Raw genomic sequence first — 18,003 nt, 5'->3', positions numbered from 1 at the left:
CCCCCCCCCCCCCCCCCCCCCCCCCCCCCCCCCCCCCCCCCCCCTCTCTCCCGCTCCCGCCGCCTCCCCCGCTCCCTCGCCCCCTGGAGTTCAGACGCGTGCTCTCCCGACCCCGGCCCTGCCGGCCCCGCCTGCGCGACCGTCCGCGCCACCGCGCTCGACGCGTGGCGCGCCTTCGACGGCGACGGCACGCTCACGCAGCGGCCCGGCGTCAGCCGCTCGGTGCCCGCCATCGAACTCCTCGACGACGACGTGGACCTGGCCCCCGCCCGCCACCTGCCGACACCGGCCGCGCCCGGCGGAAGCGCCGAACTCGCCGCCCTGCACGACCGGCTCGCCGAGACCCTGAGCGCCACCGTCGAGCTCACCCCGGCGCCCGCGCCCGCCGCCGACGAGACCGAGCCACCCTCCCGCACGTCCACCACCGTCGGCGAACTCGCCCGCACCGGCGCGCTCGAACTGCGCGCGGGCGGCGCGGGCACCGGCCCCGCAGGACCCATGCGCGTCCTCACGGAACAGGACGTCCTGACCGGCCAGGGGCCGTCGGGCATCCTCCCCGAGGGCCCGGGCGAGGAGCCCGTACTCGTCAGGCCGGGCGACGTCGTCGTGCCCGTACTCGGCGGCGGCTCCGTCGCACGCGTGGTGGACGAGGCCGCGGCGGGCGCCGCGCTCGGCCGCAACCTCCAGCTGCTGCGCCCCGATCCGGCCGCGCTCGACCCGTGGTTCCTCGCCGGGTTCCTGCGCGGCACCGCCAACAACCGGCGGGCCAGCAGCTACGCGTCCACCGCGACCCGGCTCGACGTGCGCAGGCTCCAGCTGCCGAGGCTGCCGCTCGCCGACCAGCGGCACTACGGCGAACGCTTCCGCGCCATCGCCGCGTTCGAGGAGGCGCTGCGGCGTGCGGGCCAGTTGGGGGACCAGCTCGTACGCGCTCTGTACGACGGCCTGACCGACGGTTCGCTGACGCTGTGACCCGCCGTCCGGCGATATGATCCCCGCTGCCGGCCTGCTGGTGTGACCGGTGCGACACCTGGTCAAGGCCGGTCCCGTACAACCCGGGGGCCGTTGTCGGTGTCGGTGTATACGCTCGTCTTCTCGCGTGGTGCGGACCGCCGTTCCCTGGTGGCCGCCGCTGCCGCGCGCCCAGCCGTCCGACGTCCGAGGAGCGCCCGATGTACGGTGCCGTGCAGCCGCCACCGGTACGCACACGCATGTCAGGCGTCGCCGCCGTCGCCCTGCGCGTACTGCTGATGGTGTGCTCGCTGGGCTCGATCGGGCTGCTGGCGTTCGTCCCGCTGCTGCGGATAGCCGTGCTGCGCCGCCGGTGGTACGACTGGGCGCTCGCGAGCGTGTCACTGCCCGGGGCGTGCGTCCTGCTGGCGGTGGTCGGCAGCGAGCCGGAGGACTCGGCGGCCACGAACATCGCGATGTGCACGCTGCTGTTCATCGCCGTGGCCGTGGCCGTGTACTTCCTCGTGTTCGACATACGCCACCACCAGCGCGCCAGGGCGGGCGTGCCGCAGCCGTACGGAGGCGGGCCGGTGCCGCCCATATCGCCCGCGCCCGCCATACCCGGGTACGGGTACGGCTACCCGCCGCCCTACACGCCGCCCGCGCCGCCTACGCCGCCCGCGGCGCCCCGCACGTACGCGTACCGGCAGCCGCCGCCGATGCCGACGGCGCCTCCCGCGACGCGGCACCCGGCGCATCGCGAGCCTCCCGCGCCGCAGTCCCCTGCACACCCGGCGCACCCGCGGATCGAGCAGGTGCGCGCGGAGCTCGACGAGCTCAGCGACCTCCTGCGCAAGGAGCAGGACGGCCGGTGAACGGCCGCGTCATCGCCGAGCGCTACGAGCTGTCCACGGTCATCGGGCAGGGCGGCATGGGCCAGGTCTGGACGGCCTACGACCGACGGCTCGACCGGCGCGTCGCCGTGAAGCTGCTGCGCCCCGACCACATGGCCGCGGCCTCCACCGCCGACTCCCTGCGCCGCCGCTTCGTGCGGGAGTGCCGCGTCACCGCGCAGGTCGGCCACCCGGGCCTCGTCACGGTGCACGACGCCGGCAGCGACGCCGACGACCTGTACCTCGTCATGCAGTACGTGGAGGGCTCCGACCTCGCCGACCACCTCGCCGAGCACGAGCCGTACCCGTGGCGCTGGGCCGTCGCGGTCGCCGCGCAACTGTGCGCGGTGCTGGCCGCCGTGCACGCGGTGCCGATCGTGCACCGCGACCTCAAGCCGCGCAACGTGATGGTGCGGCCCGACGGCACGGTGACCGTGCTCGACCTCGGCGTCGCCTCCGTCGTCGATGCCGACACCACACGGCTCACCCACACGGGCTCGCCCATCGGAAGCCCCGCCTACATGGCGCCCGAGCAGGCCATGGGCGGCGCGGTCGGACCCGCGACCGACCTGTACGCGCTCGGCGTGCTGCTGCACGAACTCCTCAGCGGCGAGACGCCGTTCGCCGGCACCACCGTGCTCGGCGTGCTGCACCGCCATCTGCACGAGGCGCCCCGGCCGCTGCGCACGCTGCGCCCCGAGGTGCCGGGAGCCCTGGAGTCGCTCGTCCTGCACCTGCTGGCGAAGGACCCGCAGCACCGCCCTTCCGGCGCGCAGGCCGTCTACGAGCGGCTCGCCCCGCTGCTGCCGGAGCGCGGCGGCGCGGTGAGCGGGCCGCTCGACCCGACGCGCCCGTTCCTGCGGCCGTACGCGCCCTGGCCCGACCGTGCCGCGGCCCCGCCGCCGCCCGCCGTTCCGGCGGCGGGCCCGGCCGCGCCCACTGCCCGTACCGACGTGGCGGCCGCCGTCGAGGAGGTCAAGCGGCTGCTCGGCGAGGGCGGCATCACGCAGGCCGTGGACATCCTGGGCTCGATCCTGCCCGCGGCCGCCGCCGAGCACGGCGAGGCGTCGCCGATCGTGCGTATCCTGCGCAAGCAGTACGCGGCGACGCTGATGGACGACGGCCAGTACCGCAGGGCGCTGCCCGAGCTGCGGCGGCTCGTGTCCGACCGCACGGCGCAGGCCGGGCCCGCCGACCCGCAGGTGCTCGGGTTCCGCCAGGACGTGGCCCGCTGCCTGGAGGAGGTCGGCGACAGCGCGGGCGCGCTGGCGGAGTACCAGGCCGTGCTGCCGTACTACGACGACGACGGCGGCGGCGGCACTGCGGGCGGCGGCGAGAACCGCGACGGCCGCGACCGCGACACCGCGTTCGAGGTGCGCAGGCGCATGGCGCAGCTCCTGCTGGCGCTCGGCGACCGCCCCGCGGCGCAGGCACGGCTGGCAGCGCTCCAGTACGACGTGATCCGCGTGTACGGCGCCTACCACCCGCTGGCGGTCGAGGTGGGGCGCTCCCTCGACCACCTCGGACGGTTCACCGCGTCCTGAGCGGACCTGCTGGTGGCCCCGGGCGCCGACGACTGCCCCGTTTCCCCGTCACGGACCCCGACGCCGACGAGGCGGCGCCTCCCGCCCAGGGTGGGGCACTTCGCCGGCCCGCCGCTCGATCCCGGCAATGTCGACGTCCTCGCTCTGCCTTTCCGGCTGCCGAGCCCGGCGACGGAACGGTGCGCTGGTTCGGCCCTGCGGGGGCCCGAGGCGCGCCGCCGGGCGGCGACGAACCCCCGCGCGCCGTCAGACCCGCGCCCGGCGCCCTGCGTCCCACGCCCCGGCGAAGTCCCGCGCGCCGTCAGTCCCGTGCGCGCAGGAACGCCGACGTGGACGCCGCGCCCAGCAGCGCGAAGCGCGAGCCCGGGCGCGCGAGGTGCGCGTCCGCGGCGCTCTTCACGTCGCTCCACCGGTCGTCGCCGTAGTCGTCGACGACCACGATCCCGCCGGGCGCCGCGATCTTCTCGGCCCACTCCAGGTCGGCACGCACGCCCTCGGCCGAGTGGTCGCCGTCCACCACGATCACGCCGTACTCGCGGTCGGAGACCCGGGCGCGCACGTCGTCGTCGCCGGAGAAGCCCCGCACGATCCGCGCCTCGGCGCCGGGCGCACCGCCGAACGCCAGGTTGGCGCGCACGACGTCCTCACGCACCGGCGTGCCCGTCGGGTCGGCGGCCTCCCTCGTGCCGGGCTGTAGCTGGCTGCCGGCCAGCGGGTCCACGATCGTCATCCGCGGCTCCACACCTGCGCGGTGCAGCATCCGCATCAGCGACGCGGAGAACAGCCCGTACAGCGTGCCGATTTCCAGGACGTCCCGGTACGCGCGCGGCGCGAGGAGCGGGACGGTGGCGAGCTTGCCGCAGATGTTCTGCGTCGAGCCCGCGAGGCGGCCGACGGCCAGCATCTCCAGCGCGATCACGTTCCGGTAGGCGATCACGACATTGCGGCGCGCGGCGTCCCTCGGCGCGCCCGTCACCCGCGTGACCTGGGCGACCAGCGTGTCGAGCTGCGCGGGCGTCGGCGTGCGCGGCCCGCTGCGCGCCGTCCCGTCGAACAGCAGCCCGAACGCGTTGTGGCCCTCGCGCAGCGCGGCCACCTCGCGCCTGAGCGTGTTGATCTCGGGGCGCAGCGGGCCCGTCCTGCGTTCGATGCGCCGGTCGACGAGGGCGGCGGCGGGCCGAAGGACCCGCCGGGCCAGCGGATTTCTGGTGAGAGCGAACATGCGCCGGAACCTATGCCAGCTGCTCCTCCCGGCGGGCCAAGGGCGGATGGTGGCCGGATGAATCCTTCGTGACGCGCGTCCGACGGGAGAACGCCGCGACGGCCGCGAGTACGAGAACGGCGAGGAAACCCGCCGCGCCGCCCGCCTTCACACCCGGCGGCCGAAACGCGCAGTCCACCGCGGTGCGGCCGTGCAACCGTACGGCGACCAGGCCGAGGTAGGACGCGGCGGGCCTGCCGTCACACGTCCAGCCGGCGATACGCGGCGCGGACAGCACGGCATACCCGGTCGAGCCGCGCGGCAGCACGGCGTGCACGCCGCTGTCCGACACGCGCAGCCTCACGGCGCCCGTCTCCTTCAGGCGGGCGACGGCTCCTGCGAGCCGCGCGCGGTCGAGGCAGCCGACGCTCCACGACACGGGCGTGGCCGGCCTGCCCGCCTTGGTGCGGAACGTGATCCGCTCGCCCTTCGCGCGCACGGTGCCGAGCGGGGCGAGCGCGGCGCGGAACTTCGGCATGGCGCCGCGCAGTTCGGCAGGCAGCCCGGCGCCGAGGCGCGCCGTGCCCCAGAAGTCCGGCGCGGACACGTAGGCCTCGCTGCCCACCGGGCACGCGCGCGAGGCGGGCACGGTGTAGACGCGCGCGCCGAGCAGCGCCTCCTGGTTGCGGAACGGCGAGTCGCCGTAGCGCGGCGGCGCCGCGGGCCGCACCGTCACCAGCGGGGGCACGTCCTCGCGTACGGTGACGGGCGCGCCGCCCGGCGCGGTGCGCAGCCGCGCGCCGACCGAGAAGATCGCGTCCGTCACCGGGTTGTCGAGGCTCTGGATGACACGCCCGCCCGAGGTCCAGCCCGCGCCGAGCGCCCGCATCGTCCGCGTGTATGTGTCCGCCGTCATGCTGCTGTAGTAGCCCGCGCCCTCGCCGCCGATGAGCAGCGGATCGTCCGAACTCACCTGCGTGCGGCCAGGATCGGTGCGGTACCTCGGCCAGCCGTCGGCCTTCGCCACCGCCGCAGCGCGTGCGCTCAGGCCGCTGTCGCTGTCCCAGGCCGGGTAGGCGTGGAACTTCTTCAGCTTGGCGTGGTCGCCGTACGCCATCGCGGTGGTGGCCTGCCCGAGCAGGGAGCCGAGCAGCAGCACGGCGGTCGCGGCGGCGGCTGCCCGGCCGCGGCGCCGGGCGAGCAGCAGCCCCACGCCCGCTCCGGCCACCGCGAGGACGAACAGCGCGAGCGCGGGCACGTTCGCCATCCGGCTCGACAGGGCTCCGAGCCAGATCACGGCGGGCACCGAAGCGCCGTACAGGACGGGACGCGTGCCGGGCCAGCCGCGCGCCAGCGCCGCCCACGCGGCCAAGACGACCACTCCGGCCAGCACGAACGTCTCGCGGTACGGGCTGCCGTTGGGTATCGCGAAGGCGTGCCAGGCGAGGCTGGTGGGCCGCCACTGCAAAGACAGCGCGACGGCGGCGACCAGGCCCACCCAGCCCACGCGTTCGCGCACGGGCGCCGCGCGGTCGAAGGCAAGCGCGCACACCAGCAGGAGCGCGCCCGCGCCCACGAAGACGGCGGGGGACAGGAAGCTGTACGTGCCGGGCATCACCCTGGCCGCCACGTCCGTCCACGGCGACGGCGAGAAGACGGCGGCCGAGCCGGGGTAGGCGTGTTTCGTACCCAGGTACACCGGCAGCAGCACGGGCGAGGCGAGCGCCACGCCCAGCACCACACGCCACGCGGCGCGCAGCACGGCGCGCGCCACGGCGCGGGCCCGTTCGCGTCCCGTCGTGTCCCGGTCGAGCAGCAGCCGCAGGACCAGCACGAGCGTGGCGCCGATGGTCGCCATGTACGCGGTGTAGAAGTTGGCGACCCAGGCGAGGGCGACGATCAGCGGTCCCGCGACGGGCCGCCGCGCGGTCCTCGCCCACTCGCCCACCAGGCACAGCAGGGGGAACGCGATCAGCCCGTCGAGCCACATGGGGTTGTAGGAGGCCTCGATGACGGACCAGCCGCACAGCGCGTAGGTCGCGCCGAGGAGCGCGGCGGCCCACCAGGGCGCGGCGCTGCCCTTCGCGCGCCCGGCCGCCCCGTCCGTGCGGGCGAGGCGTGGCAGGACGGCGGCCATGGCGGCGGCCGCGGCGGCCATCTTGACCACCGTGACGACGTACACGGCCAGATCGATCCGATCGCGCGGGAAGGCGCCGACGAGCAGGGCGAACGGGCTGGTCAGGTACGTGCCGAGGTCGGGCAGCGAGGCCGCGCCGAACCCGGACTGCCAGTTGAGCAGCAGCCCGCCGTGCGCCGTGCCGTGCAGCAGGTCCCACAGGTGGGCGTGGAAGGGTACGAACTGCGCCCCGAGGTCGTTGACGCCGCGGTCGTGCCGTCCGAAGGGGTACTGGCGTGCGACGGCGTCGCCGGCACACACCGCGAACGCGGTGATCAGGGCGGCGAGAGCCGGCGCGCGGCCGGACCGGCGGCCGCGTACGGATTGCAGGGTGGGCATGGATCCCGAATATGCCAGCTCCGGCCCTGGTCAAGGGCGTTGGCGGTATTCGTTCACGCACGAGCCGCGCGATATTCATGTGCGGCCCCCGCCGAGGACACGCGCGTCGGATGTCGTTCCTCTGTGCTGATCTCGATAGTGGTCCCGTGTTTCAACGAAGCGGAGATCATCGAACGCTTCCACTCCCATGTGACGAGGGAACTCGCCGCGCTGACCCAGGACCTGGGCCACGCCTTCGAGATCGTCTACGTGGACGACGGCAGCGCGGACGCCACCCGCGCCCTGCTGGAGAAGGGTGCGCGCGCCGACCCGCGCGCCCGGTTCGTCTCGTTCAGCCGCAACTTCGGCAAGGAGGCGGCGATGCTCGCGGGCCTCCAGCACGCCGGGGGCGACGCCGTCGTCATCATGGACGCGGACCTCCAGCACCCGCCCGAGCTGGTGCGCCGCATGCTCGAACTCCACGCGCAGGGCTACGACCAGGTCATCGCGCGGCGCACCCGCAAGGGCGACCGTGTCACCAGGACGCTCATGGCCCGCGCCTACTACCGCCTGATCAACCGCCTCGTCGACGTCGAACTCGTCGACGGAGTAGGCGATTTCAGGCTCCTCTCGCGCCGCACCGTGGACGCCGTGCTGCGCCTGACCGAGAACAACCGCTTCTCCAAGGGCATCTTCGCGTGGGTCGGCTTCCGCACAACGACCTTCGCCTACGAGAACGCGGCACGCGAGCAGGGCCGTTCGAAGTGGAGCTTCGGCAAGCTCCTCAACTACGGCCTCGACGGGCTCATATCCTTCAACAACAAGCCCCTGCGCGCCGCCCTCTACCTCGGCTTCCTGCTGCTGTCGCTCGCGATGCTGTACGCCGCGTGGATCGTCGTCTCGACGCTCGTCAACGGCGTCGGCACCCCCGGCTACGCCACCCTGCTCGTGGCGATCACGGCGCTGTCCGGCGTGCAGATGGTGATGATCGGCGTCGTCGGCGAGTACGTGGGCCGCATCTACTACGAGGTGAAGCGCCGCCCGCACTACCTGGTGGCGGCCACGGACGAGGACGCGCGGCGCGCGGAGGCGGCGGCCGCGGACGGCACTCCCGCGCCGGCCGCTGACGCGAGTCCCACGGCCGGCGGGACTCCCACCGCCGGCGCGACTCCCACGGCCGGTGCGCACGATCGCGGCGAACTGGTACGCGGGTGACGGCGGCCGGCGCCGAAGCACCCGCCCCCACCCGGGCGCGCCGGGCGCGAGCCTGGGGCCAGCTCGTCAGGTTCGCCCTCGTCGGGGCCGTCAACACCGGTACGTACTACGCCTGTTATCTGGCGCTCCTGCACGGGGCGGGACTGCCGTACGTCGCCGCGCACGTCATCGCGTTCGCCTCGTCCATGGTCGGCTCGTTCTTCCTGAACAGCCGCTTCACGTACAGGACCCGGCCGACGCTGCGGAAGTTCCTGCTCTTCCCGCTCACCAACGTCGCGAACTTCGCCATCACCACCGGCGGCGTGTACGTGCTGGTCGACGTGGCCGGCATGGACGACACCTACGCGCCGCTGATCGCGGCGGCCGCCGCCATCCCCATCACGTTCGTGGTCTCCCGCACGATTATGCTGCGCCCTGACGACCGGGACCGGCCGCGCGGGGCCCACGCGGCTGAACCGGACCCGGCCGCGCACCCGGTTCGCGGGTGAATCGTTGGTCCAGGCAGTGGCCCAGGCCACGCAGACTGCATACCATCGATCACTGCAAGGCTTGTGCATCGAAGCACAATCTCTCGGGAGGCCCCCTTGAACCGCCTGAAGCGCCGCAGCAGCCGCCGCCGCACCGTGCTCATCCTGTCGTCCGCCGCGCTGGTCGCGGGCGTTCCGCTGCTCGCCGCGTGCGGCACCTCGGCCCATCCGGGAGCGGCCGCCGTCGTCGGAGGGAAGCGCATCCCGGTCTCGTCGCTGCAGGCGCAGGTGAACGAGGTGCGCGCGGCGCAGAAGGCGTCCCCGCAGGCGGCGGCGCTGATCAGCAACAGCGCGCAGCTCAACCAGGCCAAGCTCAACGGCATGATTTTCGACCGGGTCCTCGACCGGGCGGCGAAGGACGCGGGCGTCTCCGCCACCCGCCACGAGGTCCAGGTGGCGCGGCAGCGTGCGGTGGCGGGGCAGCCGGGCGGCGAGAAGCAGCTGGAGGCGACGCTCCTGCAGCAGGCGGCCATCACCCCGGGGCAGATCGACGGCGCGGTCCGCCGCGACGTGCTGATGTCGAAGGTGGCGCAGGCCGTCGGCGGCGACACCACCACGCCGGGCGGCCAGCAGAAGCTCCTCGCGGCGCTCACGAAGGCGTCGAAGGAGATGCACGTCGACGTGAACCCGCGCTACGGGACCTGGAGCGACACCAAGGTCGCGCTCGGCAACACCAAGACCGACTGGATCAAGCAGGTCACGGGCCAGGCGAAGCAGCAGGAGCCCACCGGCGCGTGAGGGCGCGCGGGACGGTGCGCGCGACGCCGGGCGGGCGGGGCCGGGTAGGTTCGGAAAGGTGACGGAGAACCCCACCCCCCGCCCTGCCACCGGCCGGATCGTCCTGCTCACGGTGAGCCACCGGGTCGCCCCGGGCCTGCTGTCCTTCCAGGCCTGGGACACGCTGCGCGCCGCCGACCGCGTCCTGTGCGCCGACGCCGGGCACCCGCTGCTGCCGTACGTGCGGGACGCGGGCGTCACGGTCGAGATCGCGGCGCCCACGGCGCCCGAACTGGTCGACGCCTGCGGCCCCGGCGCCACGCTCGTCGTGATCCCGCCGGCCGACGGCGCCACGGACACCGCGCTGACGGACGGCCTCGCCCGCCTCGCGGGCTCCGGCCGCGCCGCCATGCCGGACCTGGAGCTGCTGCCCGGCTCCTACGACGTGCCGGGCGCGCGCCTGCTCGACCTGGTGCAGGTCATGGACAGGATCAGGCGCGCCTGCCCGTGGACGTCCACGCAGACGCACGAGGGTCTGGCCAAGTACGCCATCGAGGAGGCGTACGAGCTGGTCGAGGCGATCGAGGCCGGCGACGCGACGGAGCTGCGCGAGGAGCTGGGGGACGTCCTGCTCCAGGTCGCGCTCCACGCGCGCATCGCCGAGGACGCGGGGGACGTGGCGGACGCGGAGGGCGCCTCCGACGCGTTCTCCATCGACGACGTCGCCGCGACGCTCGTCGAGAAGCTGATCCACCGCCACCCGCACGTCTTCGGCGACGAGACGGCGGAGACCCCGGAGGACGTGCACGCACTGTGGCTGCGCACGAAGGCGGTGGAGAAGCACCACCGCACGTCGGTGACGGACGGAATCCCCCTCGGCCAGCCGGCCCTGGCCCTCGCGGCGAAACTAGCGGGCCGCGCCAGGGCGGCGGGACTCGACGTCGAGCTACCGGACGTCCCGGCCCAGTCCGACGAGGTGGGCCGCGCCCTGCTCGCCATGGCGGTGCACGCGGAGACGACGGGCGCCGACCCGGAAACGTCCCTGCGCACGGCGGCCCGCGCCTACCGCGACGCGATCAGAGCAGCGGAGTCCGCCCCGCCGAACGCCTGACGCTCAACCGCGCCGCACGGAGAACAGCCACGCCACCACGGCCAACCCCACCGCCACCACGACGAGGTACAGACCGAGCCGATCCGGAGTCACCGAGCGACTCCACACCGGCCACGCGGACGTGGTGTACGCATCGGACGCCAGGTAGTCGGCGTACACGCGGGGCGGCGAACTGAACCGCCCACGCACCCACAACAGGACACCGATGACGGCGCAGGTCGCGGATACCGAGTACAGGACGGTGACGCGACGCGCGGGCGGTCTGCTCAAAAGGGCGCTCCCTCATAGGCGTTGAAACGTGGCCCCATTGTCGCCACCCGAACCGACCACACCTGCGCCGGGCCCACTGCCCCCGGGCGGCAGGCCTTCGCTACGCCTCGCCGGGACCCGGCCGGTCGGCGAACGCGTCGTCAAGACCTGTGGATCATCGATCAGAACCAGTTGACCGTGTCCTTCAGGAGGCGGACGAATTTCGCCCGCATCGTCGCGTTCGCTCGCCAGGCCTTCTCCGCCTCAACGCTGACGGTTGTCACTCCGGCCCGCCCGGCCGAGTTTTCCGCCGGTATCAGGTGACGGTTGGCGAGCAGCCTTCCAACGTGGACAAGCGTCATGCCCAGGTATCGGGCGGCTTCTCGTTGCGACATCCAGGCGTCGTCCTCGACGCGGTCCCGCCCTGATCAGGCAGTACCGCCGTGCGCCCCTCGGCATTGGCCACCGCTGCTGACGCTCTTCGGGCATCATGCGGCCGTCGCCTTCGGCCGCTCGACCTGGCAGCCGCGTTTGACGCGGGCTCCGGTGCGGACGAGGGCGACGAGGTGGGGTGCGTTCACCGCCCGTCGCCGAGCCCGGGCCGACTCGACGAGTTCGGAGGCCATGGCGTCCTCGTTGACCACCACAAGCATGGGCGTGCTCCTTCCCGACCGACGCGGCGACGCGGGCCTTGCGGCAGTCGCGCCCTACACCTCAACGCCAGGCCCCCGGGGCGCACAACGGTCGCACGCCGGCGACCTCGCGGTGGGGTGGGAGGCGTTCCCCGTCGCACGACTGCGCCACCACCGACCATAGGCTGCCGGGAGCAGCGAGTCCCAGCAAGCCTTGGAGGCAAGCCGGCGTGACAGCGACACTGAGCCTGTGGAAGCGCCAACTCACAGAGCTGCCAGAGGCCTTGTGGCAGCGCAGCGAACTCCACGTGCTGATTCTCGCGGACAACGCGCTGACGGAGGTCTCGCCCGAGATCGCGCGGCTGAGGCGCCTGCATACGCTGGATCTGGGTCACAACGCACTCACCTCGATCCCCGACGAGCTGGCCGAACTGCCTCTCACTCAGTATCTGTACCTGCACGACAACCGGCTCACGGCGCTTCCCCGAACGCTGGGCCGACTCACGGAACTTCGGTACCTCAACATCGGCGGAAACCGGCTCACCGGCTTGCCGGTGACGATCGGCGCCATGGCGGGGCTGGTGGAACTCCGCGCCGAGGGCAATCAATTGACCGAGCTCCCCGCATCGATCGGCCGCCTCGCCAGGCTCCGCGAGCTGTGGCTGCGCGACAACCGGCTCACCGGCCTTCCGGCGTCTGTCGCGGACCTGGCCGATCTGCGCCATCTCGACCTGCGGGACAACGAGTTCGCGGACGTACCGGCGGCCCTGGCGGGACTCCCGCGCCTGCGCCACCTCGACCTTCGCAGCAATCGACTCCGCACACTGCCCGACTGGCTGGCCGGGCTCCCCGCGCTCGAGAAGCTGGACCTGCGCTGGAACAGCGTCGAGCCGTCACAGAGCCTGCTCGATCGCCTCGCACAGCGGGGATGTGTCGTCTGGGCATGAAGGAGGTGCACGTCCCGCACCGGCGCCGGGTCGGACGGGACTACCTCTCCGCCTCCGCGAAGCGACCGTGGCCGAGCACCGCGAGCAGTTGCAGCTTCTCGTATCCCTCGGTGCGTGGTGGCGCGGTGAGTACCAGGAGCGTCTGCGACTGGTCCTCGGTGAACAGCGCCTGGCAGTCCAGTTCGATCTCGCCGAGCTCCGGGTGGACGAGCGTCTTGTGGTCCTCGAACCGCTGCGCCACCTCGTGCCTGGCCCACAGTTCGGCGAACTCCCCGCTCGCCTTCCGCAGCGCGCGTACCAGCTCGCCTGCGTCCGAGCGCGGGCCACGCAGGCCGTGGGCGGCCCGCAGGTTCGCGACCTGGGCGCGGCTGTGCCGGTCGCGGTCGGCCTCCGGGTAGACCGACCGCTCCGCGGGGTCGGTGAACCAGCGGTAGATCGCGCTGCGGGCGAGGCCCGTGTGGTGCGAGACGTCCCCGAACAGGGCCGTGGCCATCCTGTTCTGCACGAGCGTCTCGCCCACATCGGTCAGGACGAGCGCCGGCGTGTCGACCAGCCGGTCGAGCACCCGCAGCAGCGCCGGGGCCACATGCTGTGCTGCCGACAGCGACGCGGGCGCGTTGTGCCCGGCGACCCGGAACAGGTAGCCGCGCTCGTCGCTCGTCAGCCGGAGCGCGCGGGCGAGCGAGGCCAGCATCTGCTCGCTGGGCTGCGGGCCCCGCTGCTGCTCAAGCCGCGTGTAGTAGTCGGTCGACATCACGGCGAGTGACGCGACCTCCTCGCGCCGCAGGCCCCTGGTGCGCCTGCGCGCGCCCGGGGGAAGGCCGACGTCCTCCGGCTGGATCGCCTCGCGGCGGCGGCGGAGGAAGTCGGCCAGGGCTGCACGGTCCATAGGTGCGATTATCGTCCGGGCCTGATCAGCGAGCCAGGGATCGCCGATCCCCCGATAACCGCTCTCTGCACCTGGGGCGGGGGACCGGCGACGATGGGACGCATGAACATCTCAGGGAACACCATCTTCATCCCCGGATCGACCAGCGGCATCGGCCTCGCCCTCGCCCTCGAACTGCGGGCCAAGGGGAACACCGTGATCGTCGGCGGCCGCCGCGCCGACCTGCTGGAACGGATCGCGGCCGAGCACCCGGGCATCGACACCGTACGGATCGACACCACGGACCCCGCGAGCATCGACGCCGCCGCGAAGCGGGTGCTGGCCGACCACCCCGACCTGAACGTCCTCGTCACCATGGCCGGTGTGATGCGCGCCGAGGACTGGCGCAGCCCCGCGTCGTTCCTCGCCTCCGCCGAGTCCACCGTGGTGACGAACGTGCTCGGCCCGATCCGGCTCATCGCCGCGTTCGTCGAGCACCTGCAGGCGCAGCCGGACGCCACGATCGTCACCGTCTCCTCTGGCCTCGCGTTCACACCGCTCAAGGTCACGCCGAGCTACAACGCGTCGAAGGCCGCGATCCACATGCTCAGCGAGTCCATCCGGCTGCAGTACGCCGGCACGTCGGTGAAGGTCGTGGAGCTCGAGCCGCCGTCGGTCCAGACCGCGCTGATGCCCGGGCAGGAGGACAACGAGCACGCCATGCCGCTCGACGAGTTCGTCGCGGAGGCGGTCGGCCTGCTCGAGTCCCGGCCCGACGCCAAGGAGATCCAGGTCGAGCGCGTGAAGTTCCTGCGCTACGGCGAGGCGCGCGGCGACTACGACCAGGTCGTCGAGGCGCTCAACAACACCGACCCGCACGGGAAGTAGGCCGGGACGCACGGCGAGGCTCCGGCGCCCGCAGCGGCGCCCGCCGCTCAGGGACGGATGTTCTCCAGGTCGTCCAGCAGGCTCGGGTGGGTGGGCTGCCAGCCGAGCGCCTGCCGGGTGTGGGCGCTGGTGGCGGGCTGGTCGGCGGCGAAGACCTGGCCGAGCGGGCCGTACGTCTCCTCGGGCACGGACTTGACGGGCAGGTCGAGGCGCCGGCCGATGACGGCGGCGATGTCGCGCACCGCGTCGCCCTCGTCGGCCACGGCGTGCCACGCGGTGCCGGGCTCGGCCTTCTCCAGGGCGAGGCGGAAGAGGACCGCCGCGTCGAGCGCGTGCACGGCAGGCCAGCGCTGCGTGCCGTCGCCCGCGTAGCCGGAGACACCGGACTGGCGTGCCATCTGGGTGAGCAGGCCGGCGAAGCCGCCCTCGCCGTTGTTGTGGACGGTGCGCGGCATGCGCACGGCCGAGGTGCGCACCCCGCGCGAGGCCAGGGCGAGTACCCCGGTCACCGTGCGGCTGCGGCCGCTGACCGCGCCTTCCAACGGCAGCGGGTCGGCCTCGGTGGACGCCCGGCCGGGCGCGGCGGGCGTACCGGAGACGGTGACGAAGGGACGGTCGCTGCCTGCGAGCACCTCGCCGATGGCGGTGACTGCGGCGTTCTCCTCCGCGACCGCGTCGTCCCAGGCCTGGGCGCTGCTGAAGTCGTTGGCGAACGCCAGGTGAATCACCCCGTCGGCCCGCGCGGCGCCCGCGCGGAGAACGTCCAGGTCGGCGAGGCTTCCCCGCAGGGGTTCACCGCCCGCCTCCTCGACGGCCCGGGCTGACGCGTCGGAGCGCGCGAGGGCGAGGACGGAGTGGCCGTGGCCGAGCAGCTCGGCGACGACGGCGGAACCGATCAGGCCGGTGCCGCCGGTGATGAAGACGCGCATGGGAACTCTCCAGCAAGTGATGGGACTCTTGTTTCATCACTCTACACGGTGATGGGACAAGAGTCCTGTCAGGTGGTAGGAGGGTGCCTCCCTGTCCTCTATATACGAGGACCCGCCGAAGGCGTGTCGAAGACGTATCGAGGGACGCGTTCACGAGGGCCGAAAGAGGCTGCGTACCGTCCTCCTATGCAGCCCGAGAACCCGCCCGTCCCCGAACTCTTCTCGTGGGAGTTCGCCGCCGACCCCTATCCCACCTACGCGTGGCTGCGTGAGCACGCGCCCGTGCGGTGGACGCGGTTGCCGAGTGGGGTCGAGGCGTGGCTCGTCACCCGGTACGCGGACGCGCGCTCCGCGCTCGCCGATACGCGGTTGTCCAAGAACCCCGTGCACCACGCCGAGCCCGCGCACGCCCGCGGCAAGACCGGCATCCCGGGGGAGCGCGGCGCCGATCTGATGACGCATCTGCTGAACATCGACCCGCCCGACCACACGCGGCTGCGCCGGCTCGTGTCGAAGGCGTTCACCCCGCGCCGGGTCGCGGAGTTCGCGCCCCGCGTGCGGGAGCTTGCGGACGGGCTCATCGACGGCTTCGCGGCGGACGGGTCCGCCGACCTCATCCACGCGTTCGCCTTCCCGCTGCCCATCTACGCCATCTGCGACCTCCTCGGGGTGCCGCGCGAGGACCAGGACGACTTCCGTGACTGGGCCGGCATGATGATCCGCCACGGGGGCGGCCCGCGCGGCGGCGTGGCGCGCGCCGTGAAGAAGATCCGCGCCTACCTCGCCGACCTGATTCACCGCAAGCGGCAGGACCTCGGCGACGACCTGATCTCCGGTCTGATCCGCGCCAGCGACCACGACGAGCAGCTGACGGAGAACGAGGTGGCCGCGATGTGCTTCGTGCTCCTGTTCGCCGGGTTCGAGACGACGGTCAACCTGATCGGCAACGGCACGTACGCCCTGCTGCGCAACCCGGACCAGCGCGCGCTGCTGCAGGACGCGCTGCGTGCGGGCGACGACGCGCTGCTCACCACCGGCATCGAGGAACTCCTGCGCTACGACGGGCCCGTGGAGCTCGCGACCTGGCGCTACGCCACCGAGCCGCTGACCGTCGGCGGGCAGTCCGTCTCCACCGGCGACCCCGTACTTGTCGTGCTCGCGGCCGCAGACCGCGACCCCGCGCGGTTCGACGGGCCCGACACCCTCGACCTCGCCCGGCGTGACAATCAACACCTCGGCTACGGCCACGGCATCCACTACTGCCTCGGCGCGCCGCTCGCCCGCCTCGAAGGGCGTGCCGCGCTCACCGCGCTCCTGACACGCCTGCCCGATCTGCGGCTTGCGGCCGATCCGGCCGAATTGCGGTGGCGTGGGGGGCTCATCATGCGCGGTTTGCGCACGCTTCCGGTCCGCTTCGCGCCCCTGCGTGACTGAGCTCGTGTCAAGTCTGTGATATTCGCGTTATCTCCACTGGACCCGCTTGTGGCAGGTGTTCGACTGACGCTACGTTGCCGAGCGGCTCACCGGTCACAGGTGACGTGTGCCGCCCCACAGCGGCGGCGGGTTCGCCGATCCACGGTGGGGTCCCACCGCGGGTGAGCCGCTTCGCGCGTCGCGCGTTCCACGCGTGACCACGTAAACGGAAGGTAATCGCATGTCCGCGAACGGCCGACACCGTCGCCCCCGTCAGGCCCCCGCCATCGTGGTGGCCGCAGGTGTGACCGGATCCGCCATAGCCATCCCGCTGCTCGCCGCCGCGAGCGCGAGCGCGGCGGACACCTCCACCTGGGACAAGGTGGCCGCGTGCGAGAGCGGCGGGGCCTGGAACGCAAACCTCAGCAACGGCTACTTCGGCGGCCTCCAGATCAGCCAGAACACCTGGGACGAGTTCGGCGGCAGCCAGTACGCGTCCCGCCCCGACCTCGCGACCAAGTCGCAGCAGATCGCGGTCGCGGAGAAGATCCTCGCGAGCCAGGGCTCGAAGACCTGGTCGGGCTGCGCCGAGAGCTCGGGCCTGCCGGGCTCCACCCCCTCGCCGGACGCCTCGACCGGCTCGGACGGCTCGACAGGCTCGACCGGCTCGACCGGCTCGGACGGCGGCCTGCTCGGCGGCGTCCTCGGCGGCCTCCTGGGCGGCTCCGGCGACTCCGGCGGCTCCGGCGACTCCGGAAGCTCCGACGGCAGCACGGCGTCGAGCACGCCGGACGCCACGACGACCACGACGCCCTCGGACACCGCGACGGGCAGCGCGAGTTCTGACCCGTCCAGCGACGCCTCGTCCTCCGGCGGCTCGTCCTCCGGAGGCTCGGGCCTCGCCGGCGTCCTCGGCACCCCGTCCCCCGGCGCGACGGCCGGCCCGAGCGGCGACGACGGGACGGCCGGCCACGCCGCCGGCTCGCAGAGCACCGGCAAGCACCGCGCGCCGTCGTCCGCGTCGCCGGGTGACTCGTCCGCCGCGGACGACGGCGGCTTCCCGTTCGGCGTCAGCCGCGACAACAGCGGCGGCATCACGCCCAGCACGCCGACCGGCGGCGCGGGCTCCATCGGCAACGCCGACCAGCCCGGTGTCGTGCGCGACACGGGCGGGGCGCAGACGCCCACCATCCGCATCCCGTTCGCTCCCCAGTTCGGGCAGGGCGGCTCGGGCCACGCGCGGGGCGGGTCCCTGTTCGCCACCGGCCACTTCGGGCCGTCCTCCTCCGTGTGGGCCAACCCGAACGCCGCGCGGCACACCGGCCACTCCGCGCCGGGCGCGGGCGCCGCGGCCGCCTCAGGGCCCGCGACGGCCTCGTCCGCCTCCTCCGCCTCGCCAGATTCAGAGAGCACACGTCTGGACT

At 73.4% G+C, this 18,003-nt stretch carries 17 protein-coding genes and 1 pseudogene; 11 read left to right on the top strand and 7 right to left on the bottom strand.

Annotation, left to right across the window (positions count from 1 at the left end; genetic code table 11):
* From JFN87_RS25550 to JFN87_RS25540, 3 genes are all read left to right on the top strand, one after another.
* The coding region (locus JFN87_RS25550) for a restriction endonuclease subunit S domain-containing protein (protein ID WP_504739790.1) at positions 1-972 on the top strand (972 nt) is incomplete at its 5' end.
* A gap of 200 nt (positions 973-1,172) precedes the next feature.
* Positions 1,173-1,826 carry a hypothetical protein gene (locus JFN87_RS25545; protein ID WP_209343531.1) on the top strand — a complete coding sequence of 218 codons (654 nt, stop codon included), beginning with the start codon at positions 1,173-1,175 and terminating at the stop codon, positions 1,824-1,826.
* A complete protein-coding gene (locus JFN87_RS25540; protein ID WP_209343528.1) occupies positions 1,823-3,388 on the top strand; it encodes a serine/threonine-protein kinase in 1,566 nt (521 codons plus the stop codon). The genes JFN87_RS25545 and JFN87_RS25540 overlap by 4 nt, the downstream gene beginning before the upstream one ends.
* 301 nt (positions 3,389-3,689) lie before the next feature.
* Here JFN87_RS25540 and JFN87_RS25535 read toward each other — a convergent pair whose 3' ends face one another.
* Complete coding sequence (locus JFN87_RS25535; RefSeq protein WP_209343526.1) at positions 3,690-4,610, bottom strand: class I SAM-dependent methyltransferase; 921 nt, start codon at positions 4,608-4,610, stop codon at positions 3,690-3,692.
* 10 nt (positions 4,611-4,620) lie between these two features.
* Positions 4,621-7,104, bottom strand: a complete 2,484-nt coding sequence (locus JFN87_RS25530; protein ID WP_209343524.1) for a YfhO family protein — start codon at positions 7,102-7,104, stop codon at positions 4,621-4,623.
* Between the two features lie 123 nt (positions 7,105-7,227).
* Between JFN87_RS25530 and JFN87_RS25525 the strand changes: the two genes are divergently transcribed.
* From JFN87_RS25525 to JFN87_RS25510, 4 genes are all read left to right on the top strand, one after another.
* Complete coding sequence (locus tag JFN87_RS25525) at positions 7,228-8,298, top strand: glycosyltransferase family 2 protein (protein WP_209343522.1); 1,071 nt, start codon at positions 7,228-7,230, stop codon at positions 8,296-8,298.
* Positions 8,295-8,786: a GtrA family protein gene (locus tag JFN87_RS25520; protein WP_209343520.1), complete on the top strand. Its 492-nt coding sequence runs from the start codon at positions 8,295-8,297 to the stop codon at positions 8,784-8,786. The genes JFN87_RS25525 and JFN87_RS25520 overlap by 4 nt, the downstream gene beginning before the upstream one ends.
* Positions 8,787-8,882: 96 nt before the next feature.
* Positions 8,883-9,563 carry a SurA N-terminal domain-containing protein gene (locus tag JFN87_RS25515; RefSeq protein ID WP_245181378.1) on the top strand — a complete coding sequence of 227 codons (681 nt, stop codon included), beginning with the start codon at positions 8,883-8,885 and terminating at the stop codon, positions 9,561-9,563.
* 58 nt (positions 9,564-9,621) lie between these two features.
* Positions 9,622-10,653, top strand: coding sequence for a nucleoside triphosphate pyrophosphohydrolase (locus JFN87_RS25510; RefSeq protein WP_209343518.1), 1,032 nt, complete (start codon positions 9,622-9,624; stop codon positions 10,651-10,653).
* A 3-nt stretch (positions 10,654-10,656) separates the two neighbouring features.
* On the opposite strand, the gene JFN87_RS25505 is transcribed toward JFN87_RS25510, so the two are convergent.
* The 3 genes and pseudogenes from JFN87_RS25505 to JFN87_RS25495 all read right to left on the bottom strand — a co-directional run.
* Complete coding sequence (locus JFN87_RS25505) at positions 10,657-10,923, bottom strand: hypothetical protein (protein WP_209343516.1); 267 nt, start codon at positions 10,921-10,923, stop codon at positions 10,657-10,659.
* 161 nt (positions 10,924-11,084) lie between these two features.
* Positions 11,085-11,297 carry a DNA-binding protein gene (locus JFN87_RS25500; RefSeq protein ID WP_209343514.1) on the bottom strand — a complete coding sequence of 71 codons (213 nt, stop codon included), beginning with the start codon at positions 11,295-11,297 and terminating at the stop codon, positions 11,085-11,087.
* 93 nt (positions 11,298-11,390) lie between these two features.
* Positions 11,391-11,531: pseudogene (locus tag JFN87_RS25495) on the bottom strand (IS256 family transposase); the annotation flags it as partial.
* A gap of 233 nt (positions 11,532-11,764) precedes the next feature.
* Here JFN87_RS25495 and JFN87_RS25490 point away from each other — a divergent pair.
* Positions 11,765-12,481 (top strand): leucine-rich repeat domain-containing protein, encoded by a 717-nt coding sequence (locus JFN87_RS25490; protein ID WP_209343512.1) that lies wholly within the window; start codon positions 11,765-11,767, stop codon positions 12,479-12,481.
* A 40-nt stretch (positions 12,482-12,521) separates the two neighbouring features.
* On the opposite strand, the gene JFN87_RS25485 is transcribed toward JFN87_RS25490, so the two are convergent.
* A complete protein-coding gene (locus JFN87_RS25485) occupies positions 12,522-13,370 on the bottom strand; it encodes a helix-turn-helix transcriptional regulator (protein ID WP_209343510.1) in 849 nt (282 codons plus the stop codon).
* A gap of 102 nt (positions 13,371-13,472) precedes the next feature.
* Between JFN87_RS25485 and JFN87_RS25480 the strand changes: the two genes are divergently transcribed.
* Complete coding sequence (locus JFN87_RS25480) at positions 13,473-14,237, top strand: SDR family oxidoreductase (protein WP_209343508.1); 765 nt, start codon at positions 13,473-13,475, stop codon at positions 14,235-14,237.
* A gap of 47 nt (positions 14,238-14,284) precedes the next feature.
* Here JFN87_RS25480 and JFN87_RS25475 read toward each other — a convergent pair whose 3' ends face one another.
* A complete protein-coding gene (locus tag JFN87_RS25475) occupies positions 14,285-15,166 on the bottom strand; it encodes an SDR family oxidoreductase (RefSeq protein WP_209343506.1) in 882 nt (293 codons plus the stop codon).
* A gap of 186 nt (positions 15,167-15,352) precedes the next feature.
* Between JFN87_RS25475 and JFN87_RS25470 the strand changes: the two genes are divergently transcribed.
* Both JFN87_RS25470 and JFN87_RS34185 read left to right on the top strand, forming a co-directional pair.
* Entirely contained in the window at positions 15,353-16,600 is a 1,248-nt protein-coding gene (locus tag JFN87_RS25470) for a cytochrome P450 family protein (protein WP_209343504.1), read from the top strand.
* A gap of 283 nt (positions 16,601-16,883) precedes the next feature.
* On the top strand, positions 16,884-18,003 hold a 1,120-nt coding region (locus JFN87_RS34185; RefSeq protein ID WP_307865592.1), incomplete at its 3' end, for a transglycosylase family protein.

Source organism: Streptomyces montanisoli, assembly GCF_017813245.1.
In the GTDB taxonomy this organism is placed as follows: Bacteria; Actinomycetota; Actinomycetes; order Streptomycetales; family Streptomycetaceae; genus Streptomyces; species Streptomyces montanisoli.
The sequence above is the reverse complement of the archived record's forward strand: the minus strand, read 5'-3'. Positions and strand labels throughout refer to the sequence as shown.